General features: G+C 48.9%; 20 protein-coding genes. 14 read left to right on the top strand and 6 right to left on the bottom strand.

Going from position 1 to position 23,073, the window contains the following annotated elements; translation table 11 throughout:
• The first annotated feature begins 2 nt into the window (after nt 1–2).
• From L6442_RS18790 to L6442_RS18765, 6 genes are all read left to right on the top strand, one after another.
• Nucleotides 3–1,103: a stalk domain-containing protein gene (locus tag L6442_RS18790; protein WP_212976607.1), complete on the top strand. Its 1,101-nt coding sequence runs from the start codon at nt 3–5 to the stop codon at nt 1,101–1,103.
• A gap of 420 nt (nt 1,104–1,523) precedes the next feature.
• The gene (locus L6442_RS18785; RefSeq protein ID WP_212976606.1) at nt 1,524–2,030 is read left to right on the top strand and encodes an RNA polymerase sigma factor SigV; all 507 of its coding nucleotides are present in this window, start codon (nt 1,524–1,526) and stop codon (nt 2,028–2,030) included.
• A gap of 1 nt (nt 2,031) precedes the next feature.
• Nucleotides 2,032–2,919 carry an anti-sigma-V factor RsiV gene (gene rsiV / locus L6442_RS18780; RefSeq protein ID WP_212976605.1) on the top strand — a complete coding sequence of 296 codons (888 nt, stop codon included), beginning with the start codon at nt 2,032–2,034 and terminating at the stop codon, nt 2,917–2,919.
• A 149-nt stretch (nt 2,920–3,068) separates the two neighbouring features.
• On the top strand, nt 3,069–3,554 hold the full coding sequence (locus L6442_RS18775) for an RrF2 family transcriptional regulator (protein WP_194235483.1): 486 nt from the start codon (nt 3,069–3,071) through the stop codon (nt 3,552–3,554).
• A gap of 36 nt (nt 3,555–3,590) precedes the next feature.
• Nucleotides 3,591–3,827, top strand: coding sequence for a DUF896 domain-containing protein (locus L6442_RS18770; protein WP_194235482.1), 237 nt, complete (start codon nt 3,591–3,593; stop codon nt 3,825–3,827).
• Between the two features lie 15 nt (nt 3,828–3,842).
• Nucleotides 3,843–4,859: an LLM class flavin-dependent oxidoreductase gene (locus L6442_RS18765; protein WP_212976604.1), complete on the top strand. Its 1,017-nt coding sequence runs from the start codon at nt 3,843–3,845 to the stop codon at nt 4,857–4,859.
• A gap of 70 nt (nt 4,860–4,929) precedes the next feature.
• Here the strand turns inward: L6442_RS18765 and L6442_RS18760 are convergent, their stop codons facing one another.
• Together L6442_RS18760 and L6442_RS18755 are read right to left on the bottom strand one after the other, a co-directional pair.
• Nucleotides 4,930–6,036, bottom strand: coding sequence for a TFIIB-type zinc ribbon-containing protein (locus L6442_RS18760; RefSeq protein ID WP_212976603.1), 1,107 nt, complete (start codon nt 6,034–6,036; stop codon nt 4,930–4,932).
• A 12-nt stretch (nt 6,037–6,048) separates the two neighbouring features.
• Entirely contained in the window at nt 6,049–7,128 is a 1,080-nt protein-coding gene (locus tag L6442_RS18755; RefSeq protein ID WP_212976602.1) for an SPFH domain-containing protein, read from the bottom strand.
• Nucleotides 7,129–7,549: 421 nt separating this feature from the next.
• Between L6442_RS18755 and L6442_RS18750 the strand changes: the two genes are divergently transcribed.
• Nucleotides 7,550–10,132, top strand: a complete 2,583-nt coding sequence (locus tag L6442_RS18750; protein ID WP_212976601.1) for a glycoside hydrolase family 84 protein — start codon at nt 7,550–7,552, stop codon at nt 10,130–10,132.
• A gap of 75 nt (nt 10,133–10,207) precedes the next feature.
• Here the strand turns inward: L6442_RS18750 and L6442_RS18745 are convergent, their stop codons facing one another.
• Both L6442_RS18745 and pdxR read right to left on the bottom strand, forming a co-directional pair.
• Nucleotides 10,208–10,561: a VOC family protein gene (locus L6442_RS18745; protein WP_212976600.1), complete on the bottom strand. Its 354-nt coding sequence runs from the start codon at nt 10,559–10,561 to the stop codon at nt 10,208–10,210.
• A 93-nt stretch (nt 10,562–10,654) separates the two neighbouring features.
• Nucleotides 10,655–12,070 carry a MocR-like pyridoxine biosynthesis transcription factor PdxR gene (gene pdxR / locus L6442_RS18740; RefSeq protein WP_212976599.1) on the bottom strand — a complete coding sequence of 472 codons (1,416 nt, stop codon included), beginning with the start codon at nt 12,068–12,070 and terminating at the stop codon, nt 10,655–10,657.
• Nucleotides 12,071–12,193: 123 nt separating this feature from the next.
• Between pdxR and L6442_RS18735 the strand changes: the two genes are divergently transcribed.
• Together L6442_RS18735 and L6442_RS18730 are read left to right on the top strand one after the other, a co-directional pair.
• Nucleotides 12,194–13,144, top strand: a complete 951-nt coding sequence (locus L6442_RS18735) for a DMT family transporter (protein ID WP_212976598.1) — start codon at nt 12,194–12,196, stop codon at nt 13,142–13,144.
• 243 nt (nt 13,145–13,387) lie between these two features.
• Entirely contained in the window at nt 13,388–14,779 is a 1,392-nt protein-coding gene (locus L6442_RS18730; protein WP_212976597.1) for an MATE family efflux transporter, read from the top strand.
• 73 nt (nt 14,780–14,852) lie between these two features.
• On the opposite strand, the gene L6442_RS18725 is transcribed toward L6442_RS18730, so the two are convergent.
• A complete protein-coding gene (locus L6442_RS18725; protein ID WP_212976596.1) occupies nt 14,853–16,907 on the bottom strand; it encodes a methyl-accepting chemotaxis protein in 2,055 nt (684 codons plus the stop codon).
• A 373-nt stretch (nt 16,908–17,280) separates the two neighbouring features.
• On the opposite strand from L6442_RS18725, the gene L6442_RS18720 reads away from it, so the two are divergent.
• From L6442_RS18720 to L6442_RS18700, 5 genes are all read left to right on the top strand, one after another.
• On the top strand, nt 17,281–17,952 hold the full coding sequence (locus L6442_RS18720) for a helix-turn-helix transcriptional regulator (RefSeq protein ID WP_212976595.1): 672 nt from the start codon (nt 17,281–17,283) through the stop codon (nt 17,950–17,952).
• A gap of 75 nt (nt 17,953–18,027) precedes the next feature.
• On the top strand, nt 18,028–19,203 hold the full coding sequence (locus tag L6442_RS18715) for a MalY/PatB family protein (RefSeq protein ID WP_212976594.1): 1,176 nt from the start codon (nt 18,028–18,030) through the stop codon (nt 19,201–19,203).
• Nucleotides 19,204–19,236: 33 nt separating this feature from the next.
• Entirely contained in the window at nt 19,237–20,739 is a 1,503-nt protein-coding gene (nhaC, locus tag L6442_RS18710; RefSeq protein ID WP_212976593.1) for a Na+/H+ antiporter NhaC, read from the top strand.
• 230 nt (nt 20,740–20,969) lie between these two features.
• Nucleotides 20,970–21,353, top strand: coding sequence for a RidA family protein (locus L6442_RS18705; RefSeq protein ID WP_212976592.1), 384 nt, complete (start codon nt 20,970–20,972; stop codon nt 21,351–21,353).
• A gap of 329 nt (nt 21,354–21,682) precedes the next feature.
• Nucleotides 21,683–22,153 carry a GNAT family N-acetyltransferase gene (locus L6442_RS18700; protein ID WP_212976591.1) on the top strand — a complete coding sequence of 157 codons (471 nt, stop codon included), beginning with the start codon at nt 21,683–21,685 and terminating at the stop codon, nt 22,151–22,153.
• An 80-nt stretch (nt 22,154–22,233) separates the two neighbouring features.
• On the opposite strand, the gene L6442_RS18695 is transcribed toward L6442_RS18700, so the two are convergent.
• Nucleotides 22,234–23,064: an alkaline phosphatase family protein gene (locus L6442_RS18695; protein WP_212976590.1), complete on the bottom strand. Its 831-nt coding sequence runs from the start codon at nt 23,062–23,064 to the stop codon at nt 22,234–22,236.
• Nucleotides 23,065–23,073: the final 9 nt, after the last annotated feature.

The following is a 23,073-nucleotide window of genomic DNA, read 5'->3' as shown; positions in this document are numbered from 1 at the left end:
ACATGAAAAAGAAAACTATGATGATGTTCAAAATGAGTGCGGTATGTTGCGCGGCCATCTTGGGCTTGAGTGCGACAAATCTTCCGGTGCATGCAATGGCCCCGGTTCAATCTCAGGCAGTGCATACGAAGGCGCTTGTTATGAAACCTGCGGCAGCTGGCGTGAAAGTGCATGAGAAGGTGCTGACTACCGCCAGCAAATACCTGAACACGGAGATTAAAGTACCGCAATTGTCTGGAATGCTGGATAAAAAATATCAGGAAGAGTTGAACTATATTATTCTTTCCCATGCGGAGAAAGATCTGAAACAATGGGAGAAGGACGCGGCACAAGCAGCGGCGGAAGCCAAAGCGAATCATCAGAAACTCAATCCATACGATCTTTATATCAGCTACAGCCTCAAATCGGATGGAACGGGAACTCCCGCGGGCATCGTTTCTCTGGAAGTAATCACCGCAGGTTCGACGGGCGGCACCGGCATGCCAAGAATCGATACTTACAATGTAAAAAATAAAGCAGCTGCGGAACGCGTAACTTTGGCCGATCTGCTCGGGAAAAATTACAAAGAGAAGCTTGACGCCGACATTCTGGCACAGATCAAAAAAAATCCCGACAAATATTTCGTAGAGGACTACAAAGGGACTTCAACAGAGCAGACGTTTTACATCGAACATGGCGAGCTTGTTATCGTTTTCCCTAAATACAGCATCGCTCCAGGTTCCGAGGGTTCACCCGAATTCCGTTTTAGCCTGAAGGGGCAGTCCGCGGACAGTGCCAAACCCGAAGCACCCAAAACGGGGAAGGACGTGAAGTTTGATCTGAAAAAAGCGGGCAAATTCCAAAACCGTCACGGCATCACTATGGTATCTTTGCGTGACGTTGCTCATCAATTGAATTTTGAATTGACATGGAACAAGGCGGCCAAAAGCGTCGAACTTCATAAAAATGCAGTGTGGACGCGAATTGCCATTGGGAAGGATACGTATGCAATCGCCAAAATGGCTCCTAAAGCTTTAGGCGCTGCTCCTGTAATCCATAACAACAAAATCTATGTTCCTGTACAATTTGTGTCCGAAATTTTGAATGCCCAAGTGCAAAAATAATTTGGAAGGCAATTTGTCCATTGTATTCTGGAAGGTGATTGACCGGCTAATCCGGGAGGGGCGTTTTTCCGGTCTGAACATGGCTTCGCCTTTTTTTACAGGTTATACGTTTCACGATAAAGCCCCCATTTTGCTTAGAATCATCAATTGGGATAAATAATTCTACACAGCATTCGTCAATTTGGTACGCGAGAGCCGTATCAGGTTGGCGATTTTTTTTATGTCGCAAAAAACCATTTTGAAGCGGGATGGTGCGGAATATTACGCCTCGATTCTCGTTAATGCCATCAACACACTGGGGCAATAAAAAAATTTATTTTTCGCAAACTTTTTCCCCGTATTCATTCGTCTTACTCCTGAAAAACAGGGTTACCAAGAAAATCCTGACACCAGCCACTATACAGAGAAGGGTAAAACGACATGCTGAATAGGAAAACAGAGAAATTGCTAACACGCTGTATTACGGAACATAAAGAGAATGTTTACCGGCTTGCATACAGCTACGTGAAAAATAAAGAAGATGCGCTTGATATCGTACAAGATTCCATTTATAAGGCTATGACCAATATTGAAATGTTAAAAAATCCGGAAGCCGTCAAAAGCTGGTTCTACCGGATCGTCGTAAACACCGCATTGGATTTTCTGCGCAGGAATAAAAAGGTTCAGTCTATGGACCATGAAACGATCGAGATCTATGCGCCTGGCGCAGAGGATGTATATACAGACATTGATTTGAAAAGAACGCTTGATGATTTGCCGGTGAAATACCGAAGTGTCATTATACTCAGATATTTTGAAGACATGAAAATAGATGAAGTGGCGGCAGTGCTCGGTGAGAATGTCAATACTATCAAAACAAGGCTCTATCAAGGACTGCAGATGCTGCGGGTGAAGATGGTAGACGAATCCTTAAAGGAGAGTAAGTAAAATGAATATGCAAATAAACCAGTTGCAGAAAGAATACGAGGAAATACCGATTCCTGAAGAGCTGGATATGATCGTAGGCAGGGCCATTAAGCAATCCACCAAGGCCCGCAGAAATAAAAACGTCAAATACAAATGGGTCGCCGGCGTTGGCGCGGCTGCGCTGATCTTCCTGGTAACCATTAATACGAGTTCGACTGTGGCGAATGCTTTATCGACTATCCCCGGTGTTGACCGGATCATCAAGGTGCTTATGCTGAAGGAATACGTGGTGGATGAGAAGAACTATAATGCGAATATAAAGGTGCCTGCCATCACTCATCTCGACAACAAAGAGCTAGAGCTTGGATTAAACGAGAAATATCTCAAAGAAAACAAGGCTTTGTACGATAAATTCCAGGCGGAAATTAAAGAGATGAAGAAACAAGGCGACGGCCATTTGGGGCTGGACGCAGGTTATGAGGTCAAAACGGACACCGAAGAAATCCTCGCGATTGAACGGTATGTCGTAGAAAGCGCAGGTTCATCATCCGAAGAAATCAAGCTGGATACCATCGACAAAAAGAACCAGGTGCTGATCACATTGCCGATGTTGTTTAAGGATGACCGGTATATCCAGCTTATCAGCGAAAATATCAAAGAACAGATGAAGGCGCAGATGAAAGCTGATCCGGATAAAGTGTACTGGACAACGGGAACTCTCGATTTGCAGCCGACGGATGAATTCAAATCCATCAAAAAAGACCAAAACTTCTATATCAACCAAGACGGCAAGCTTGTCATCGCATTCAATAAATACGACGTTGCGCCGGGATACATGGGAGCCGTGGAATTCGTGATTCCAACCGAAGCCATATCGGCTGATCTCGTTAGCCACAAATATATTAAATAAGAGCCTAAGAACCGGTATACAGGGGAGATCTGTGCCGGTTTTTTGCGTGTCTTTCCGAGCATGCTTGCAATTATAGATTAATCGAATATAATGTATAAAGCGGATATTCTTTATCCACTTTTAAAATAAGCAAGACAAGGTGAATCTGCATGCATATGAAAACAGGCGTCGAACAATCCGTATATGCGATTCTGATATTGAGCATGCTGCCGGAAAAGGCGGTTTTGCCGGGCGAAGCGATCAGTCAGCAGTTGTGCGTGTCAGCCACTTATTTTCAGAAATTGCTAAGAAAACTGGTGAGCGCCGATCTGATAGCTTCCGTCCCGGGGATTAAAGGCGGCTTTAAGCTGAAAAAGCGGATCGCGGATATTCGCATTTACGACGTATACCTCGCCATTGAAGGAAGGCAGTCGCTATATTCTTCAAGCGGGATTTTGAACGACATGCTTGAACTGTGCGAGCAAGACCGATGCTGCTTATTGTCGGAGCTGATGGATGAAGCTGAAAATGCCTGGAAATCCGTCCTCAAACGGAAGACTGTTGCGCATTTGGCCGAAGAGATGCAGGCGGAACGTTTTACACGGCAATTGGAGGCATTGCAAGCATGGGTGCAAGAAAAAATGGTTGTTAAATAATCGTTGAACAATAAATTTTAGAAATGAGGGAAACGGATGATTCCGATTTTGGGACGTATTAATGAACTTGCCAAAAAAGAGCGTGAAGTAGGATTAACCAATTCCGAGCGGGTGGAACAGCAGGTTTTGCGTGAAGATTATTTGCGCGAAATCCGCGGGCAGGTGCTGAAGTCCTTTCAGGGATTAACGATCGTAGACCCGGAAGGAAACGACGTGACCCCCGAAAAGGTCCGGACGCATCAAATCAACGAAGCACGCAAACGTCTTCACTAAAGCGAGGTGCATAGGATGGACACAACAAAAAGATTGAATCAGATCACTTACTCCGTTTTGGATCTTGCCCCGATAACGGCGGGAAGCACCCCATCGGATGCTTTCCAAAACACGCTCAGCCTTGCGCAGCATGCGGAAAAATGGGGTTATCACCGTTATTGGCTGGCTGAACATCACAATATGCCGGGCATCGGCAGCTCGGCCACCTCAGTCGTGATCGGATATGTGGCCGGAGGAACAAGCAGGATCCGGGTTGGTGCCGGCGGCATCATGCTGCCAAACCATTCGCCCCTGGTCATTGCCGAGCAATTCGGAACGCTGGAGGCCATGTACCCGGGCCGGATCGATCTGGGGCTGGGACGCGCTCCCGGCAGCGACCAGCTGACAGCCATGGCGCTCCGGCGTGATGTCCGGGCAAATGGGGAAGAGTTTCCGGAGCAGTTGGAACAGCTCAGAGCTTACTTTCATCCGGATTCGAAATATAATCGGGTGCGGGCTTTTCCGGGCGAGGGACAGGACATTCCGATCTGGCTGCTTGGTTCCAGCGGATTCAGTTCCGCGTTGGCTGCACGGTTAGGGCTTCCTTTTTCCTTTGCAAGTCACTTTTCTCCCGAATATACCATTCCGGCGCTGGACCAATACCGAAGCAGCTTCAAACCATCGGACGTGCTTGATAAGCCGCATACGATGGTTGGCGTGAATGTGTTCGCTGCGGACACGACGGAGGAAGCCGAATATCTTGCCACATCGCATCAGCAGCAATTTCTAAGCTTGATCCGGAATAAACCGGGACAACTGCCTCCGCCGGTGAAGTCGATGGAAGGACTGTGGACGCAGCAGGAGAAATTGATCATCATGAAGCAGTTGGCCACCTCGATTATCGGCAATCCGGAAGAAGTGAAACGGAAGCTGCAGGCTTTCCTGAATGAAACGCGGGCGGATGAGATGATCATCCATTCTTCGATCTTTGATCATAAAGCCCGGCTGCGTTCATATGAGATTGTGGCGGAAGTCGCGGGGATAAACCAATAAAAGCCTACCTATGCTTAAAAACAGAAGACCGGCCGCGGGGTAACCCGGATCGGTCTTTTTGTTGTATGAATCATGAATATGATGGCTGATTGAAATACCAGATCAGGCCGATAACGATAAGAATGCAAAAAAGGGTAAAAAAGGTGATTTTCCAGGCGCTGCGCGGGACCTTGCCGCTTATGCTGCCCGTTTCGCCGTTGACCATGTATTGATAGGTTTTATTCCTATAGGTGTATGTCGCATTCCATAAAGGCAATAAGACATGTTTGTATGTTTTATCGTAATAGTCGGTACAGATCCGCAAATTCCGGATTTCGTCGCCGCCGATTTTGCTGCGGATTCGGCTCTCAAGGTCTGAATCGATCTGCGTTTCGGCCTCATCCCAGCCATCCCGCAGCGAAACATTATAACGTTCGGCGATATATCCGCTCAAATATTCAGGTTTATAAGGAGAGAGATCGTTCAGATCGAAATCATCGAACTTGCGGATCAGTTTGCTGTCATGCAGGCTGGAGGCAGGAATCAGCACATCGTTATAAAACAGGCTGTATGATCCGCTTGTGGAATGCCAGACCGTATACCGGACCTGCTCCGTATAGGTTTCCGTCTTGCCGTCAACGGTTCGCGTGCGCGTTTCGGTACGGTAATGGTATATGCCGACCTCAGCCGAATAATCGGAGTCGGTTTGCGCGTCAAAGGTCCAAAACGGCACATAAATTCCCGTCACATTTGAATTGATGTGCTGCTTTTTAAATGCGTTCGGCACAAACCATCTTTTCCTTTTCCACTTCAGAAAAAGCTCGACGGCTTTTTCCTTCGTGATATGGAAGGGAATCAAGGATTCGGGTCTGATGCTGTCATCGCTTCCTTGCGACAGCACTTTGGGCGAACCGCAGAAAGCGCACATGGCCGCCGTCTGCAGGACCGGGATCAGCATTTCCGCGCCGCAGTTTTCGCATTTGATGACCTGCTGCTCGGTTCCCCAATCTCGCAGCGATTCATCGCTTTCATCTGCAAAATCCAGATCATGTTCGACCGGTTCCTCATAGTCTTCGGGAACATCGATAGGGGCCGTATTGCCGCAATATGAGCATTTAAGCTGCTGGCTGTCGGCGTCAAAGACCATCTGCGCGCCGCAGCCGGGGCAAGGGAAACGGATAGGGGTCTCAACCGTCATATCTGCTCTCCTTTACGCCTTGTTGCCGCAGCTCGGACAGAATTTCATGCCGGGCTCAAGCGTACCGCCGCATTCGGAGCAGAATTTCTTTTCGGGTCTTGGCGTACCGCATTCCGGGCAAAATTTCTCATTAGGCTTAAGCCCATGTCCGCAGGAGCTGCAGGGTTGCGTCGATTCGGCGGCCGCCGGAGCTGGCGCTGCAGGAGCTGCCGGTGTCGGGGCTGGATTTGCTGCAGCCTGGTTCATCGCTTGCCCAAAGATTTGGCCCATGGCCATTCCCGCCCCCAGTCCGGCTCCGGTTCCGGCTGCCCCGCCATCAGGATTGTTTGCGGCATCACGCAGAGCTTCGGCTGCCTGAAATTTCATGTATTGATCCAGATTCCCGGCGATATTCATCGACGATTTGCGGTCGATCATCTTTTCGACCTCTTCAGGCAGCGAAATATTTTCGATGAAAAATCCTGATAAAGATAAGCCCATACCATTAAATACAGGCTCAAGCTTGGCTTGAGCTGAGGAGCTAAGCTCATCATAATGTAGCGCAAGGTCCATGATTGGAATCCGCGCTTCGCCAATCAGATCGCTTAGTCCGGAGACAATAAGGGATTTCAGGTATCCGCCGATCTGATCGGCAGTAAACGAAGACTGGGTTCCGAAGATTTCCTTCAAGAAAAGCGCCGGATCCTGCACCCGGAATGCATAGCTGCCGAACCCCCGCAAACGGACGGCGCCAAATTCAGGATCGCGCATGATAATCGGGTTGGTGGTACCCCATTTCTGATCAGTGAAATTACGGGTGTTCACAAAATACACATCCGCTTTAAACGGTGAATTAAACGCGTATTTCCATGATTTCAGTGCTGTCAGAACCGGCATATTTTCGGTGCTTAATATGTATCTGCCAGGCCCGAAAACATCGGCAATTTGTCCTTCATTCAGAAAAATAGCGGCTTGGGACTCGCGTACGGTCAGCTGCGCGCCCATTTTGATCGCTTTGTCATATACCGGAAACTGATGAACAATTTCATTGGTATTGTCGGTCCATTCAATAACTTCAATAAATTGGCCTTTAATAAAATCAAACAATCCCATGGTATGTCCTCCAATCGACTTCATCAATGCTTACAGAATTTCAAACGCGGTCTGTATTTCATACGTGTAAGTCAATAAGCGTTTTTTCCTATTATACGTGAAATATGCCGGATCGTCCCAAGAAAAATGGCTCTTTGTCCCGATTTTTGCGGATATGAGCAAAATGGTGTCCTAGCAATGACTTCATTGATATAATAATTAATAATGTTATGAGTGCGAGTTCAAAAAGTTCGGTTTTCAGCACCGAGAAGATTGGACGAAGATAGGGACTTCAGGAGCGGAGCGTACGTAGTGGGTACGTGAGTACCGGAAGGCCCGGCTGAATTCAAGATTCGATGCCGAACGCGCTTCCTGGTTCACTTCGTGATCAAAAGCGGACTTTTTGAATTACCTCTATAAGGAGAGGTGGAGAGACAACCCGATGAATAATTCCAACAACATGGACAGCTATCTCTATGAACTATATCCAGTCCCTCAAGCGGTCATTCCTGCCGGCGGTGAAACCAGGCTGAACGAAACTGTGCATATCGTCGTTCAAGCGGGCTTGAAACAGGCCACTTTGCCCAAGCTGCAACAAGCTTTACGGGACAATGGTTATTCTTATCATGTCTCCGATCAGTTTACGGCAGGACAATCCCACATTGTTCTCGTTTCCAATGAAAATGCGGATTTTATTGCCAATATCGGCGCGGATCATGGCCGGTTGGTTATGCAAAGAGAAGGATATATGTTGATGGTCAGCGGTAATGAAGCCGGGCAAATCGCGATTCTAGGGAGCGACGCCGACGGAATCCATTATGGTGTGGTCACGTTGTCCCAGATGCTGAGACAATCCCCGGAGCGTCGATTAAAGAGATGCCGGATTGAGGATTATCCTGAGATTCTCTACCGGGGATATGTTGAAGGTTTTTATGGTTACCCTTGGAGCCATGAAGACCGGATGGACCTGATGCGGTTCGGCGGTGAACAAAAGCTGAATACATATATTTATGCGCCCAAGGATGACCCTTATCATCGCAAGCATTGGAGAGACCTGTATCCGGAGGATAAGGCCCGGGAAATTGCCGGGCTTGCCGCAGCCGGACATGCCAATAATCTGAACTTCGTTTGGACGATCCATCCGGGGGACTCCATTGATTTATCTTCCGAAGATGATTTTCACTCCGCGATTCGCAAGCTGGAACAGCTGTATGATCTTGGCGTACGCCAATTCGGCGTTTTGTTCGACGATTTGGTGGGAGTTCCGGACGGGAAGCAGCAGGCGGAATTCATCAACCGGATCGACAGTGAATTCGTGAAACCTAAAGGCGACGTGCGCCCGTTGATTACGGTGGGTACGCGGTATTGCGAAGCCTGGGGGCCGTCAATGACTGAATATTTCAAACCTTTCATGGACACGCTGCATGAGGATGTCGAGGTCATGTGGACCGGGGCGGCCACCATGTCCAATATTTCCAAGGAACAATATGATGCGCCCAAACGTCAGATCGGCTCTGACCGCAATCTCTCCGTATGGTGGAATTACCCGGTCAATGACTATTGCGATTCGAAAATTTTGATGGGCAAGATTGAAAACTTAAGCGCCGATCTGGACAATGTCAACGGCTTTTTCGCGAATCCGATGAACCAGGCCCAAGCTTCCAAACAAGCATTATTCTGCATAGCCGACCATAACTGGAATACGGATGCATTTGATGCTGCACGCAGTTTTTCCGCTTCATTCAAGGCGCTGGCGCCCGAGGTTGCGGAAGAATTGGAGATTTTTGCGTCAAACTGCAGCTATTTGAAAGATGACGGCGGCGCAAGCGGGGATTTTTATTTTGATGAATCTTGGGATATTAAACAAGACATGTTAGCGGTGCGGGAAGGATTTGAAGCCGGACGGGATATTTCGGCGCCTGCTGCCGCTTTGCTGGCAAGTTTTGAACGTATGGAAAAGGCAGCGGAGCAGATTGAAAGCCATTGCTTGAACAGAAGACTGCAACAGGAGCTGGCGCCATTCCTGAAAGCTTTTAAGCTGATGGCGGAGGCCGGGCAGCATGTCATTTGCGCGATCACTGCGATGAATGAAGAAAATGTGCTTCAAATGGAGCGCCACAACGAAGAAGCTCATAAGCTGCTGCTGGCGATGGAAGAGTGTAAAGTGAATCGTCTGAAAGAAGAGCATCCTTTTGATTTTACGGTTGATGTCGGCACCTTGTTGATCAAGCCGTTTATTGCGGATATGATCGTGAAGACAGCCGTGAAGGCTGGAACCGAACAGGCGCCGAAAGCGATGAATTATAAACGGAAGAACTTGGCCCTGTCTTCGCTCGGCGTAACAGCGACCGCTTCCAGCAGCGTAAACGATATCGAAAATGCCTCCAAAACGATTGACGGCGTCATCGGCAGCGGCAAGTGGTGTTCCTCCGAGCATCGTCCTCATTTGACGGTCGATTTGAAGGAAGCGAAGTCGATCAAACAATACCGGCTGGTCAATTGCGGGCATCCGGAAGCAAAGGAAACGAAATATTGGAACACCATGCATGCCCAGATACTTGCAAGTCAGGATGGAGAGTCCTTTACTCTAATCGATGAATTTACCGGCAATCAAGCCGACGTGGTCAACCGAATCCTTCCGCAAGAGGTTAAGGCCCGCTACATCCGGCTGCAGATCATGGAACCGGCGCAGACAAGCGTTGAGGGAAGCGGACATACGCGCATCTATGCGTTTGAATTGTTCGATGAGCTTTATCCGGAGCCTTCGGATAAAGTATTTACGGAGAACATTCAATTGGACGCATCCGGCAATGTAACCATTCGTGAGGTCAACAAGGGCGATGTAATCTCGTTATTTGGTTCGCTGCAGGCGGATACCCCGGTGGCCGTGTCCAAGCCGGCTGGGGAAGACCGTGGAATGGTTATCTTTGAAGGAATTCCGCTGCAGGAGTATGGTAACCGGATTTTCGTTGAGCGGACGAGCGGACCGCTGCTGCCAAGCGTCAGAACATCGAAAGGGATATAAGTACCGATTTTTACCGATAGATAACAAAAGACACTTCCTGCCCTATGACGGCAGGGAGTGTCTTTCTTTTTGACGTTAGGATTGATGGCTCAGTATATTAATAAGTTTGCCGAAAGGATCGCGTACATAAAATCTCCTGACGCCCCAAGGTTCGTCAGCGGGGCCGTATTCAATCCTGAATCCGGCCTGCAGCATGCGGTTGTATGCTTCTTCCACATCATCCACTTCGATGGATAGATCAGGTGTCCGGGTACCGGAACCGCCTTCGGAGGCGAAGCTGATCTGCACGCTCGTTTGCTCCGAGGAACCGTACGTGGCGATCCAGCCGTGATCCATGAGTAATTCCAGGCCGAGGACTTCCTCATAAAACCGCCTCGCCTCGGCCATTTTCTCCGTATGTATATTGGTGACGATACGTTTGACCTTCATGCGGAATTTCGCTCCTTTTTCTATTCTATTTGACATGGTTCCTTAAAATTCATAATAGATGACTTTGGCTTCCAGCGCTACTGCACGAGGAATCTAGCGAATACGCGCATGTTCCTTAAAATACTCCTCTATAAATCGCTGAATATGTTGGACTCCCAGTCGGATTTCATCGGGTTCCAGATGACCGTAGCCAAGCAGAAGCTTGTCGGCATGCCTTCCTTTCCGCATGCAGTGATGTTCCAGCGGCACTGTGCGTATCCGAGCCCGGCGGGCTTGCTCCCGAAACGCCTCATCAAAGACCATACCGGTAAATTCGACGGCCAAATGCAGCCCTGACGCATCTCCCCATGGACGCCAGTGCTCTCCAAAAAAGTCCCTTAGCGCATCGAGAAGAGCCTGGCGCCGTTCTCTGTATAACTTCCTCATCTTTGCGATATGCCGGTCAAATTTCCGGGTACGCAAAAACTCGGCCAGCGCCGCTTGTTCGAAAGGTGGATTCTGCACGTCCGTATAGGTTCGCAGCCTGCTCCAGCGGCTTTGAAGCTCGCGGGGAACGAGCACATACCCGATCCGAAGGGCAGGAAATAGAACTTTGCTAAACGTACCGATATAAATGACCCGATCCGGGGCCATCGCATACAAAGGCGTCGCCGGTTCGCCGTAGTATCGGAATTCGCTGTCATAGTCATCTTCAATGACATAGCTGCCGCAGCGGCGCGCAAAGCGAATCAGGGCGGCGCGCCTTGCGGCAGGCAAAATGCCTCCAAGAGGAAACTGATGCGATGGTGTAACGTAAATCGGCCCGCGATGGTCCATAGATAACGCATCCGTCTGTAGCCCCTGGGCATCCACGGGCACTGGCGTCACCGTGTATCCCTTCTGAATAAAGGTTTGGATCATTTCAATATTGCAGGGATCCTCAACCAAAATTTCCGGATGGTCCGCATACAAAAGGTCGGCAACCAAGTGAAGCGCCTGTGTGGCGCCCGCGGTAATATAAATGTCACGGGCATCAACGGCCAGTCCTTTGCTGCGCATAAGCCAAGCGGCAATCTCTTCACGAAGCTGCGTCAGACCTTGAGGGCCGCTATAGCCCAGAAGCTCCATCGACATTTCGCTCAAAGATTTCTGGGATATCCGCTGCCATACATAGCGCGGAAACTGGCGCAGATCCGGCTGGCCTGTCTTGAAATCCGCCAGGAATGTAGGAACAGAGGCCGGTTTCTGACGCTGCAGGGCCGCACTCTGCTGGGCTTGGGCCAGAATCAAACCTCTTGCGACCCGGGACGGTGCCCCTTGCCGGGTCTCCACATACCCTTCGACGATCAGCATGTCATACGCTTCATTAATGGTATTCCGTGACACGGAAAGCGTCTTGGCCAATTCGCGGGTAGAGGGAAGGGAAGCGCCCGCTTTTAGGGTTCCGTTTATCATTTGATCCCGCAACCTTTGATAGATTTGCCGCTTTAATGAAATGTCCAGGCTCCGATCCAAATCAATTCCCCACATGGCAATCCTCCAACTGGTTAGTTTGATTTCGGGATGAACTGGTACTTTTCCGTACCAGTTTGTTCCTCTATGATATAACAATCTTTTGGATAACGAAAATACTGTATCGGGGATGTGCTAAGAATGGAACGAATCAAAGGTTATGCTTACCTGTTATGCGCATTTGGGCTCGCCGGCACCTCTGTCGTTGCGGCATCGTTTGTGAGCGGAAGGCTAGGGACATTTACGATCACTTCAATGGGCCTCTTGATCTCGCTGGTTTGTCTGCTGCCGTTTTGTGGGTCGAAGCTGCTGAGAACGATTCGCTTACTGACGCCAGGAGAATGGCTGCTGCTGTTCTGCCAGGCTTCGTTTGGCGTTCTGCTGTTTCGCATGTTTCTGCTCTACGGACTCAGCCGTACAAGCTCGGTGGAGGCCGGCATCTTAACCGGTGCGACTCCTGCGATAACTGTTTTTTTGGCTTGGCTGGTGCTGCGTGAAAAGATGAATGTTGCCCATATTTTAGGCGTCTTCGGCACGGTCTGCGGGATATTGTTGATCCAGGGCGTGATTATGCCGGAAAGCCGTTTTTCCAATGAACATATCAGCGGTAACATTCTGGTCCTGTGTGCTGCCGGCTGCGAATCGCTGTTTAATGTACTTTCCCGCGCAGCAGCAGTCCAAAGCAACATGAAAAAAGAGGCCATTCATCCTGTCGTGCAGACGACGATTGTCTCCGCAATGGCATGGCTGATCAGTTTGATTCCTTGCCTGGTTGAGCAGCCTTTAGCGGCTCTCTCCGGTTTGGGATGGCAAGGGTGGCTGGCCTTGGTATGGTATGGTCCCGTCGTGACCGCCTTGGCATTTATTTGCTGGTATGCAGGCATAAGGCGCTGCCGTGCGTCGACCGCAGCCGCCTTCTCGGGCATGATGCCGTTCACTTCCCTGACTCTCTCGGTTTGGCTGCTGAAAGAACATGCCGGATGGCTGCAATGGGCAGGGGGCTTGCTGGTCATTGCCGGCATGATCTTGATCGGGATCGAGCGGGAGCCTCGTATAAGCAGGGCAAACCCAAAGTCGCGCAGGTTTATCTAACACTACGGATAGCTTAAAGGGAGGGAACCAGACAGCAAAGGTTTTACCTGTACAAAGTCAAGCATTAATTTTCGTATTTCGGACGTATAAAATTACGATTTTTTTTGTGAGATAGGCCGCGATTTTCAGGCCCCGGCATCATACTGGATATGGTATGCTTGTAAAGAATAACTACGAATATACATATGAGACAGATAAGTAATCCGGCTGTACATCAAAGTTATGGAGAAGAGAAGGAATGCCATGAGCATATGGGTGAAAGAAACGTCATTTTACAAAACTTTTTTCAGGTTGACCTTGATGATTGCGCTGCAAAATATCATTACCCTTGGCGTGAATCTGTCCGATAACCTGCTGCTCGGAGGCTATAGCGAATCGGCATTATCCGGCGTGGCACTGGCCAATCAGCTTCAGTTCATTTTGCAGATGCTCGTGATGGGGGCGGCGGAGGGACTGGTGATTTTATCCTCCAGAAGCTGGGGAGCAAAAAACATGGAGGCCGTAAAAAAAGCGGCAAGCATTGGCATGCGGATCGCGCTGCTGGTTAGCGTGGTGATGTGGATCGTCGTGCTGCTGCTCCCGGAAGGCTGTATGTCGCTGTTTACCAATGAGGAGCGGGTCATACAGGAAGGGGCGCAATATTTAAGAATCATTTGTTTTTCTTATGTGTTTTTTGCGGTCACGAACATGCTGCTGGCATCCTTGCGCAGCGTCGAAATCGTCAGAATTGGCTTTATCGTATCTTTATCCACGCTGATTATTAATGTTTGCTTGAATTATGTGCTGATTTACGGCCATTTTGGGTTTCCGCGAATGGGGGTCAGCGGCTCGGCCACGGCCACGCTTGCGGCCAGGATCATCGAAACCTGCATCGTCATCGTATTTATCAAACGTTTCGACCGCAGGCTCAAGCTTAAGCTGAAGGATTTTTACCGCGTCGACAAGGAGCTGTTCAGGCAGTACTTGCGTATCGGCTCGCCGATTTTGCTGGCGAATGCTTTATGGGCTTGCGCGATGGCTACTCAATCCGCCATTTTGGGGCATATGGGAGAAGCGGCGATTGCGGCGAACAGCGTAGCGACAACCGTCTTTCAACTCGTAACCGTCATTACGTATGCTTCGGCAAGCGCAACGGCGATCATGATCGGAAAGACCATTGGCGAAGGGCATGTATCGAAAATTAAAACCTACAGCAAAACGATGCAACTCTTGTATCTTTTGATCGGGCTCGGCACCGGACTGGTCCTGTTTGTTACGAAGGATTATGTCACGGGACTGTATGCAATCTCCGATGAGTCCAAAACTTTGGCTGTTCATTTTATGACGGTATTGTCGATCACGGTGGTAGGTACCGCATATCAAATGCCGGCTTTAACCGGAATCGTTCGCAGCGGGGGCGATACGAAATTCGTATTGTATAATGATTTTATTTTTATGTGGCTTGTTGTGCTGCCTGCGTCCGCGCTTTGCGCATTCGTTTTTAATTTTTCGCCTCTGATTACGTTCATCTGCCTGAAGTGCGACCAAATCTTGAAATGTTTCGTCGCCATTGTCAAAGTGAATCGCTTCAAATGGATTCGGATGTTTAATAACGAAGCGAATTCGGCGGATTCTTCACAAAACGCGGCCACATAGGCTGCTGCAGTTCATGAAAAATGAATAAGGCGGGGCAGGATAGATTCCTGCTCCGCCTTGCTGCGTTTTTCGATTATAGTTTATAACGGTCTATCATTTGGCTGAGTGTTTGCGCCATCTGGTTTAACTGCTCCGCATTTTTAACCAATGCAGCCATATCCGACAGCTGCCGATCTGCAAACTTCACCAGATCCACGGCATGTTCCGAGTTCTTTTCGGCGATATGGGCGATTTCATTCACAGAAGCCAGCACTTCTTCGGATCCGGCGGACATTTCTTGTGTAACAGCCGAAGTGTCCTGGATTTGAGCCGACATTTCCGTAATATCCGTTAAAATGCGCTCGATGGTTTCGCCTGAATTTTGGACTTTATATATGCCGTCCGCGACGTTATGCCGGACAAGCTCCATTGATTTTACGGTCTGATTGACATCCTGCTTTGTCACGTCAATCAGCTCGGCGATTTCATGTGCCGATGCGGCCGAACGTTCCGCCAGCTTTCGTACTTCTTGGGCGACGACGGCAAAACCTCTGCCTTGCTCGCCGGCGCGGGAAGCTTCAATCGCGGCGTTCAGGGCCAGCAGGTTTGTTTGCGAAGCAATCTGGGTAATGACATCGACGATATGAGCCATCTGTTCGGAGCGCTCCTCCAGATTTTGAACCATTTCCCCCGAGTTTCGCACGGATTGGGCGATAGAATCCATTTGCCGAACGGCCTCCTGAAGCAGCATATTTCCTTGATTGGCCTGGTGGGTTGTATCCAATGACGTTTCGGAGATACTGGCTGCGCTCTCCGCAATATGTTGAATGCCGGTTGCCATCTCTTCCATCGCTTTCGAACCCTCTTCCGTACCCCGCATTTGCGTCTCGGCACCGGCTGCGACGATTTTGACGATGGAGTCGACTTCTTTAATTTGCCGCGTGCTTTCCGCAGTATGTTCGGACAACTGTTCAGATGAAGCTGCCAACGTCTTGGCGGTGCTTCGCACCTCCCCAACCAATTGGCGCATCGAGTTCTGCATCGCTTGCAGCGACTGGCCCAAAATGCCGATTTCATCTTTTTTCCGTAAGACGGAAGCAGGGACCTCACCCGTAAAATCGCCAGCGCTAATTTCTTTCAGCTTGTTAACGACGACTTTAATCGGCTTCGTAATGCTTGATGCAACCCCAAGCGCCAGAAGAATGGACAACAGGGCGCATATTGAGCTGGTAATAAAATTGAGACGCCCGAGCTGGTTAGCTTCGGCGGTCAATTCGCTTTCCTCAATGAAGGCTAAATATTTCCACCCGGTGAGCTTGGACGAGAATAAATTCGCCATATAATCCTTGTCATTCAGATTGATTCTGAAATAATCCGCCGATTTATTTTTAATGTCAGCGAGTTCAGGTACGCCGATGTCGGCAATGTTTTTGGAGATGAGCTCCGGCTTCTGCGGATGCGCCAGAATCGTTCCGTCGTTGGACAGCAGCACGACATACCCGGTCGACTTTATATTGATGCTTTTGAGATGCTCCGCCAGCTTGCCCAGGGTCGTATCCAGTCCGATCACGCCGATCGTTTTGCCATTTTGATCCTTGACGGCAGACACGCTGCTCATGTGCAGTTCTCCTGTTACCGAATCCACATACGGTTCGGTTAGAGTTACTTCATCCGGTTTGGCAAGCGCATCCTTATACCAAGGACGAGTCCGCGGATCGTATTTGGCGGCCATTTCTTTCTCCGGCCATTGAACGTAACCGCCGTTGCTTGTGGCCATGAACACGGAGGACGTATTGGGATGAGCTTTGGCGAACCGTTCGAAATCTTCAAAAAGTTTGCTTTCGATGCCGCCATTTTGAGCGAAATGAGATTTTTGCTTTTCCGTTTGGTTCATGTAGGTGGTGATCGTGTTATCCGCTTGATGGACAATCGGGGTATCCGCCAGGTATTTTACATTTTCTTTCGTCGTATCGAAAAATAAAGCCATTCTTTTGTCCACCTGCGAAATTTCATCGGATGTCGCCATCACGAATGTATCGGTGATTTCTCTAACCATGCTTTTGTGAACGATGACGCCAATGATCGTAATAGGGATCAAGATGGCTGCCAGGAAGGCTAGAATCAGTTTCATTCGAATGCTTTTTAACATTGCTGTTCCTCCTCTATGATGTGAATGATATGATTCGACAATATGAAGTATAATTCGACATACCGTCATCTTATATATCGAATAAAAACTCATATTCTTAATACCTTTACCCTATATGTCTTGATTTTGGCAAAATCATTTTTGTGAATTTATGAATCTTTGGATGGAGGACTTTAGTCATGATTTCAAACGTTATTGATTCGGCGGCATCTTTATGGATTCGTCGAGCAAAAAAATTATTGCGAAAATAAATTTTTATCAAAAAAGGTATTGAAACCGTTTTATTTTTGTAATACAATCTTATCAAGATAATAAATTATTATAACGATAAAATTTTACCAAGATAAGGAATGGAAAGGAGCAAACGTTATCGATGAGCGAAAACCGGCAGTTCCTTGAAAAGTTTTTCCCGATTGCATCCTTCATTGCGGCCATTATCGGACCGAAATGCGAGGTGGTTGTCCATGATATCAGCGACCCCGAGCGTTCTATTATTTTTATCGAAAACGGCCATATCAGCGGACGCCAAGTTGGCGATGCATCGACTGACCTCGTCTTGAAGCTGCTTAAAGCAGAGGCATACCATGAAGAACAGTTTATTGCCAACTATAAGGCTTCAGGCAAGCTTGGACAGAGTTTCAGATCATCCACATATTTCATTAAAAATGACAGCGGAAAATTAGTCGGACTCATGTGTTTGAATATCGACATTACGCATATGGAAGCTGCGGCCGAATGGATCCAGCACATTTTGCAGGGAGGTTCGCTTGTTCCGCCCACATCGATCGATTCGCCGCAGGAAGACAAGCAATCCAAGGAGTATTTGCAAGGCAATGCGGATGACCTGCTTCAGCATGTGATCACTACCGTGCTTAGCAAAACAAGCATCCCTCCGGACCGTTTATCCTCCAAAGAGAAGATCGAGATCGTGAAAGAACTGAACGAGCAGGGGGTTTTTCTGCTGAAGGGCGGCGTTTCGCAGGTAGCAGCGGCATTGTCCATATCGGAACCGACGGTATACCGGTATTTGCAAAAGCTAAAATAATATCGTTTTAGTTCGTGATCCCAAATGGACTTTTTGAACACATCTTTTAATACGGTGATTAAGGATGGTGACACCATGAAGTATAATTTCGATCAAATCATCAGCAGATACGGAACGAACAGCGCCAAATGGGACGGGATGGCCCAGTCATTCGGAGAGGGGATGATTGCCCTCTCGGTTGCCGACATGGACTTGCAAGCGCCTCCCGTTGTGGTGGATAAAGTGGTGGAGATGGCCCGGCATGGAATATACGGGTATACGGATCCTTTCCCGCCGTACTTTCAGGCAGTAAAGCAATGGCTTGCCAAAGCTTACGATTGGCATGTCCCTGCGGAATGGATCGTGTTTTGCCCGCGAATTGTCCAAGCCGCATCCATAATCATTCAGAAGTTCACGGCTCCGGGCGACCGCATTTTGATCCATACTCCTGCTTATCAGCCGATTGCGAAAGCGGTTACGATCAATGACCGGAGATTGGTGGAAAGCCCGCTTCGGCTGGTTGACGGCCGGTACGAGATTGATTGGGAGGATATGGAGCGCCAAATGAAGGAAGGGGTCAAAATCGTGCTTCTGATTTCGCCCCATAACCCTACAGGCCGCGTCTGGACGAAAGAGGAGCTGGAGCGGATTGCGGCACTATGCGTTCAATATGATGCGCTGATCGTTTCGGACGATATTCATGCCGATTTTGTTCACGAAGGCCATAAGCATACGGTGATAGCCAAATTGTCGGATGAGGCCGCAGAACGTTCGATCATTTGCACCTCACCAGGCAAAACCTTCAATCTTGCAAGTCTTGAGATTGCTAACATTGTCATTCCGAATGAACGGCTCCGGGAACTTTTCAAGGAAGGGCTGCAGCAGGCGGGAATCCATAATCCGACTTTTTTTGCGGTCCCTGCTCTGGAGACGGCGTATACGGCTTGCGATGATTGGCTTGAGGAACTGCGGGCCTATATCACGGAAAATATCTCTTTTACGGAAAAATTTATTGCTGAGCACATGCCTGAATTGAAGGTAATTAAGCCTGAAGGGACCTATTTGTTGTGGATCGATTGTACGGGCTGCAGCAAAGATGAAAGCGATTTAGTGGAGTGGATACAGGAGAAAAGCAGGGTCAGCGTCAGCTTTGGGTCTACATTCGGAGCCGCTGGCGAAGGTTTTATCCGCATCAATGCAGCTGCTCCGAAAGCGCTTTTAAAGAAAGCGCTGGAACGTTTGGCGGAAAGGTACCCATTGCGCAACGATTAGCAAGAATTCATTTTACTCCAGGGGGAATACAAAATGGCTAAACCAGCGAAGGAAAAAACCATCAAGAAACCGACATTGTTTTTAGCTTTAGTTCCGATCATCACCATGGTTGTGCTGCTTAGTTTAGGTTATGTCATGTTTGAACTGCCGCCCGAGCCGCTTATTATCGCTTCGACTGTGGTTGCGGGGATGATCGCCATAAAGCTGGGCTACAGCTACGACGACATTATGGGGTCCATCGCCCAAAAAATAGCCAAGACGATGCCGGCCATTCTTATTTTGATTACTGTCGGATTTATGATCGGCGCATGGATGGTTGGCGGAACGATTCCGATGATGATTTTTTACGGACTGAAAATCATTAATCCGCAATTTTTGCTCATCACCGCTTTCCTTGTTACTTCCGTCGTGTCCATATGTACAGGGACATCCTGGGGATCGGCGGGAACGATCGGGGTTGCGTTTATGGGAGTCGGCGCAGGGCTGGATGCCAATTTGGCTGCCGTCGCCGGAGCGGTCGTAGCTGGCGCTTATTTCGGAGACAAGCTGTCTCCGTTATCGGATACGACGAATATTGCATCCTTGGCTACAGGCGTTAACCTGTACGAGCATATCGGTCACTTGCTGTATACGACATTGCCGTCATTTGTTGTCGCGGGTATCGCCTATGTCATCACAGGTTTGAACATGAATGCTGCCGGCGTCGCCATTCCCGAAAAGGTCGGCACGATCCTGGATACGCTCAGCACCATTTATGATTGGAATCTGCTGCTTGTCGTGCCGGTGTTGATCGTGTTATACGGCTCAATCACCAAAAAACCGACGATTCCCATAATGCTTATATCTTCAGCCGTTGCCATGGCCAACGCAATGATTTTCCAAGGTTTCACCCTGCATGACGTCGTGAGTTCGGTATTGAACGGGTTTGACATTGCGATGGTTCATGCAAAAGGTTTTGATGCAAGCGCCGTTATTCCGGACATTCCGAGACTTCTTAACCGGGGCGGCATGAATTCTATGATGGGCACGCTGTTAATTTGTTTCTGCGCCATCACGTTTGCGGGCACAATTTCACTTACCAAATCGCTTGAACTTATCGTAAATAAAATTTTGAAATATGTGCGTTCGACAGGTTCGCTGATCGTTGCAACGATTATTACCGGCTTGACGATGATTGGGGTAACGAGCAACGGCCAAGTATCGATTCTGATGCCGGGCGAAATGCTGCGCGAAGCTTATATCCGCCGTGGTCTGCATCCGAAAAACCTCGGCCGTACAATCGAAGACTCCGCGACCATCATTGAACCTATCTTGCCTTGGACGGCGGCGGGCGCTTACATGGCCGGTACTTTGGGAGTCGCAACACTGTCCTATTTGCCATGGGCGATGCTGTGCTGGACAGGTATTATTTTCGCAACGATTTGGGGCTATACCGGATTCGGAATCGCGAAGCTGACGCCTGAACAACAAAAAGAAATGCTGAAGGAATACGAAAGTTCGGACGCCGAAGAGCTGGGGCAAAAGCAAGGTGCATAGGCATGGTGCATAGGTAAGGTGCATAAACCCGTTAAGAGCGTGCACCAAGTTCTACTGCCGGAAGGTCATAATATGGGGCTAGCCCCAAGGTTTCTGAATTCCACAATGGTCGGAAAACGCTATCGATCCCGGTCAATGCCTACGTGAAGTGTGAGAATTGTTAACGTTATTGCAAGATTTATTATAAATATAAGCGCAGAAAAAAAGCGCGAATGGGGAGAGAGAAAATCATGACACAACAAGAGAGACTTACGATTGCAACGAGCGAAGCACCTGGGGCCATCGGGCCTTATTCCCAGGCGGTCCAAATCGGAAACGTCCTGATCACATCCGGACAGCTCGGCATGAACGCGGCAGGCGAATTCCCTAAAACTGTAGAAGAACAGACCGAGCGGTCGCTGCTTAATGTAAAGGCCATCCTGGAGTCCGCCGGTTTCGGGATGGAGAATATCATCAAAACGACGGTATTTTTGCAGGACATGAATGATTTTCAGAAGGTCAATGAGGTTTATGCGACGTTTTTTGCTGAGCCTTATCCGGCACGCAGCGCGGTCCAGGTAGCCAAGCTGCCGAAAGGCGGCCTTGTCGAAATTGAAGTCATTGCGGTGAAATAAAGATCCACGATTAGGAGTTACAGCGAAAAGCCCGGCCAAAGCCCGACACGGTCGGGCTTTTTCAGCTTGGCGGGAAGAAAATCGGCTAACGAAACTGGGGAGCGTTATAAGCGCAAAAACAGAGCCGAATTAACTCTAACGAAACTGCAAATCGTTATTTGCCCGAAATACGGCCGAATGAACCTCTATTGGGCTGAATAGCGTGTCACAGTTTCGTTAGGTTGAAGCGATACGGTTTTGTGGATAAACTGGATATATGCGGGAATATGAACATGGAAATTATACGCCGATAAAGATTCTAAAACTTTGCACAGAAAAGAGAGAGACTTATGAGTTTGTACATCAGAGAAATTAATCAAGATAATTGGCGGAACGCCACCGCTTTGTCCGTTGCCCCGGAGCAGCAGCATTTTATTGAAAGCAATGCATTTTCCATGGCGGAGTGCTTTTACGAGAAAAACGCCGTATCCGTGGCCATGTACGACAATGACACCATGATCGGATTTGCCATGTACGGCTGGCCTTCCGCCGAAGATCAAAGCGCTTGGCTGGACCGGTTTATGGTTGATCGCGCCTATCAGGGGAAAGGCTACGCCAAACGTTTTTTGCTATTGATGATCCGTCATATCGAACAGCAGTACAACTGCAAGAAAATCTACTTAAGCATTCATCCCGACAATGCCCATGCCCAGAAATTATACGAGTCTACAGGGTTTCGCTTGAACGGACGAATCGATAAGGAAGGAGCCGTTCATGGTTTGGTAATGGAGCTCGATTTGAACTCTCTCCCTCTCAACTAAATCTATCGTAAACGGGGCCCGCAAGAACGGGCCCCGTTTCTCTTTTCTCTATAACTTTTTCATATCTCCGTTATTTCTTCCTAGGCGCGGAACAATGAAGCAGGAACTTTGGCGTCCCATGCATCCGGCTGCCGAAGACCCAAAGCATGCGCCGCAATCGCCGCGGTATCCACGATGAACATCTCCGGCAAAACCGTACCGGGCGCAACCCCGGGGCCGACGCATCCCCAGAACACATTCTTATCCATCGGATGATCGCTCCCGTGGTCATAGCGATCTTCACCGCCGCCGCCATGGTCGGTAAGCAAAATGACGAGGCTGTCTTCCAGCAGCCCATTTTTTTCGATGGAGCGGAGCACGCGTCCGATCAATTCGTCCATGCTGGAAATAGCCTCTAAATATTCCGGTGAATCCGGGCCGTAACCGTATTTATGCCCGGAAGCATCCGGCTCATCCAGCTGCATGTAAAGCAGCTTAACATCCCTGTTTTTGTCCAAATACGACTCGATGGCGCTTACGAGTTCCGCTTCCGGCATGGACTCTTTATGTATGCCAAGCTCTTCCTCGATTATTCCGCTGTTAATCGGCGTCCAGCTCGAAAAGGCTGCCAGCTTTGCTTCCGGCCAAGCTTCCCGCGCCAGTCGAAATATGGATGGATAAGGGGAATCGGCAGGAAACGTCCCGCTTGACGCTACCTTGTTATTTAATTGGTGTTTTTCCGGCACGACCCCATGCAGAATGGATCCCCAGCACTCCGCACTGATGGTTGGGGACTGCGCTTGGGCGTTATAAGTAACGGCGCCGTTTTTCAAAAAAGCATCGATATTCGGCGTCGCCGTATGTTGAATGAAGTTTCCGGCCCCGTCCATCCCTAGAATGAACACCCGTTGAATCGTTCTCGCGTTACCCATAAAACTGAA

It is taken from the genome of Paenibacillus azoreducens (assembly GCF_021654775.1).
In the GTDB taxonomy this organism is placed as follows: domain Bacteria; phylum Bacillota; class Bacilli; order Paenibacillales; family Paenibacillaceae; genus Paenibacillus_AQ; species Paenibacillus_AQ azoreducens.
This window is presented reverse-complemented; position numbering and strand designations above follow the sequence as displayed.

Excerpts from the sequence above, each read along its gene's own strand:
- pdxR (WP_212976599.1), bottom strand. The coding sequence starts at position 12,070 with ATGTGGGGAATTGATTTGGATCGGAGCCTGGACATTTCATTAAAGCGG.
- L6442_RS18730 (WP_212976597.1), top strand. The coding sequence starts at position 13,388 with ATGAGCATATGGGTGAAAGAAACGTCATTTTACAAAACTTTTTTCAGG.
- L6442_RS18750 (WP_212976601.1), top strand. The coding sequence starts at position 7,550 with ATGAATAATTCCAACAACATGGACAGCTATCTCTATGAACTATATCCA.
- L6442_RS18705 (WP_212976592.1), top strand. The coding sequence starts at position 20,970 with ATGACACAACAAGAGAGACTTACGATTGCAACGAGCGAAGCACCTGGG.
- L6442_RS18785 (WP_212976606.1), top strand. The coding sequence starts at position 1,524 with ATGCTGAATAGGAAAACAGAGAAATTGCTAACACGCTGTATTACGGAA.
- L6442_RS18745 (WP_212976600.1), bottom strand. The coding sequence starts at position 10,561 with ATGAAGGTCAAACGTATCGTCACCAATATACATACGGAGAAAATGGCC.
- L6442_RS18775 (WP_194235483.1), top strand. The coding sequence starts at position 3,069 with ATGCATATGAAAACAGGCGTCGAACAATCCGTATATGCGATTCTGATA.
- L6442_RS18765 (WP_212976604.1), top strand. The coding sequence starts at position 3,843 with ATGGACACAACAAAAAGATTGAATCAGATCACTTACTCCGTTTTGGAT.
- L6442_RS18700 (WP_212976591.1), top strand. The coding sequence starts at position 21,683 with ATGAGTTTGTACATCAGAGAAATTAATCAAGATAATTGGCGGAACGCC.
- rsiV (WP_212976605.1), top strand. The coding sequence starts at position 2,032 with ATGAATATGCAAATAAACCAGTTGCAGAAAGAATACGAGGAAATACCG.
- L6442_RS18695 (WP_212976590.1), bottom strand. The coding sequence starts at position 23,064 with ATGGGTAACGCGAGAACGATTCAACGGGTGTTCATTCTAGGGATGGAC.
- L6442_RS18755 (WP_212976602.1), bottom strand. The coding sequence starts at position 7,128 with ATGGGATTGTTTGATTTTATTAAAGGCCAATTTATTGAAGTTATTGAA.
- L6442_RS18770 (WP_194235482.1), top strand. The coding sequence starts at position 3,591 with ATGATTCCGATTTTGGGACGTATTAATGAACTTGCCAAAAAAGAGCGT.
- L6442_RS18720 (WP_212976595.1), top strand. The coding sequence starts at position 17,281 with ATGAGCGAAAACCGGCAGTTCCTTGAAAAGTTTTTCCCGATTGCATCC.
- L6442_RS18735 (WP_212976598.1), top strand. The coding sequence starts at position 12,194 with ATGGAACGAATCAAAGGTTATGCTTACCTGTTATGCGCATTTGGGCTC.
- nhaC (WP_212976593.1), top strand. The coding sequence starts at position 19,237 with ATGGCTAAACCAGCGAAGGAAAAAACCATCAAGAAACCGACATTGTTT.
- L6442_RS18790 (WP_212976607.1), top strand. The coding sequence starts at position 3 with ATGAAAAAGAAAACTATGATGATGTTCAAAATGAGTGCGGTATGTTGC.
- L6442_RS18725 (WP_212976596.1), bottom strand. The coding sequence starts at position 16,907 with ATGTTAAAAAGCATTCGAATGAAACTGATTCTAGCCTTCCTGGCAGCC.
- L6442_RS18760 (WP_212976603.1), bottom strand. The coding sequence starts at position 6,036 with ATGACGGTTGAGACCCCTATCCGTTTCCCTTGCCCCGGCTGCGGCGCG.
- L6442_RS18715 (WP_212976594.1), top strand. The coding sequence starts at position 18,028 with ATGAAGTATAATTTCGATCAAATCATCAGCAGATACGGAACGAACAGC.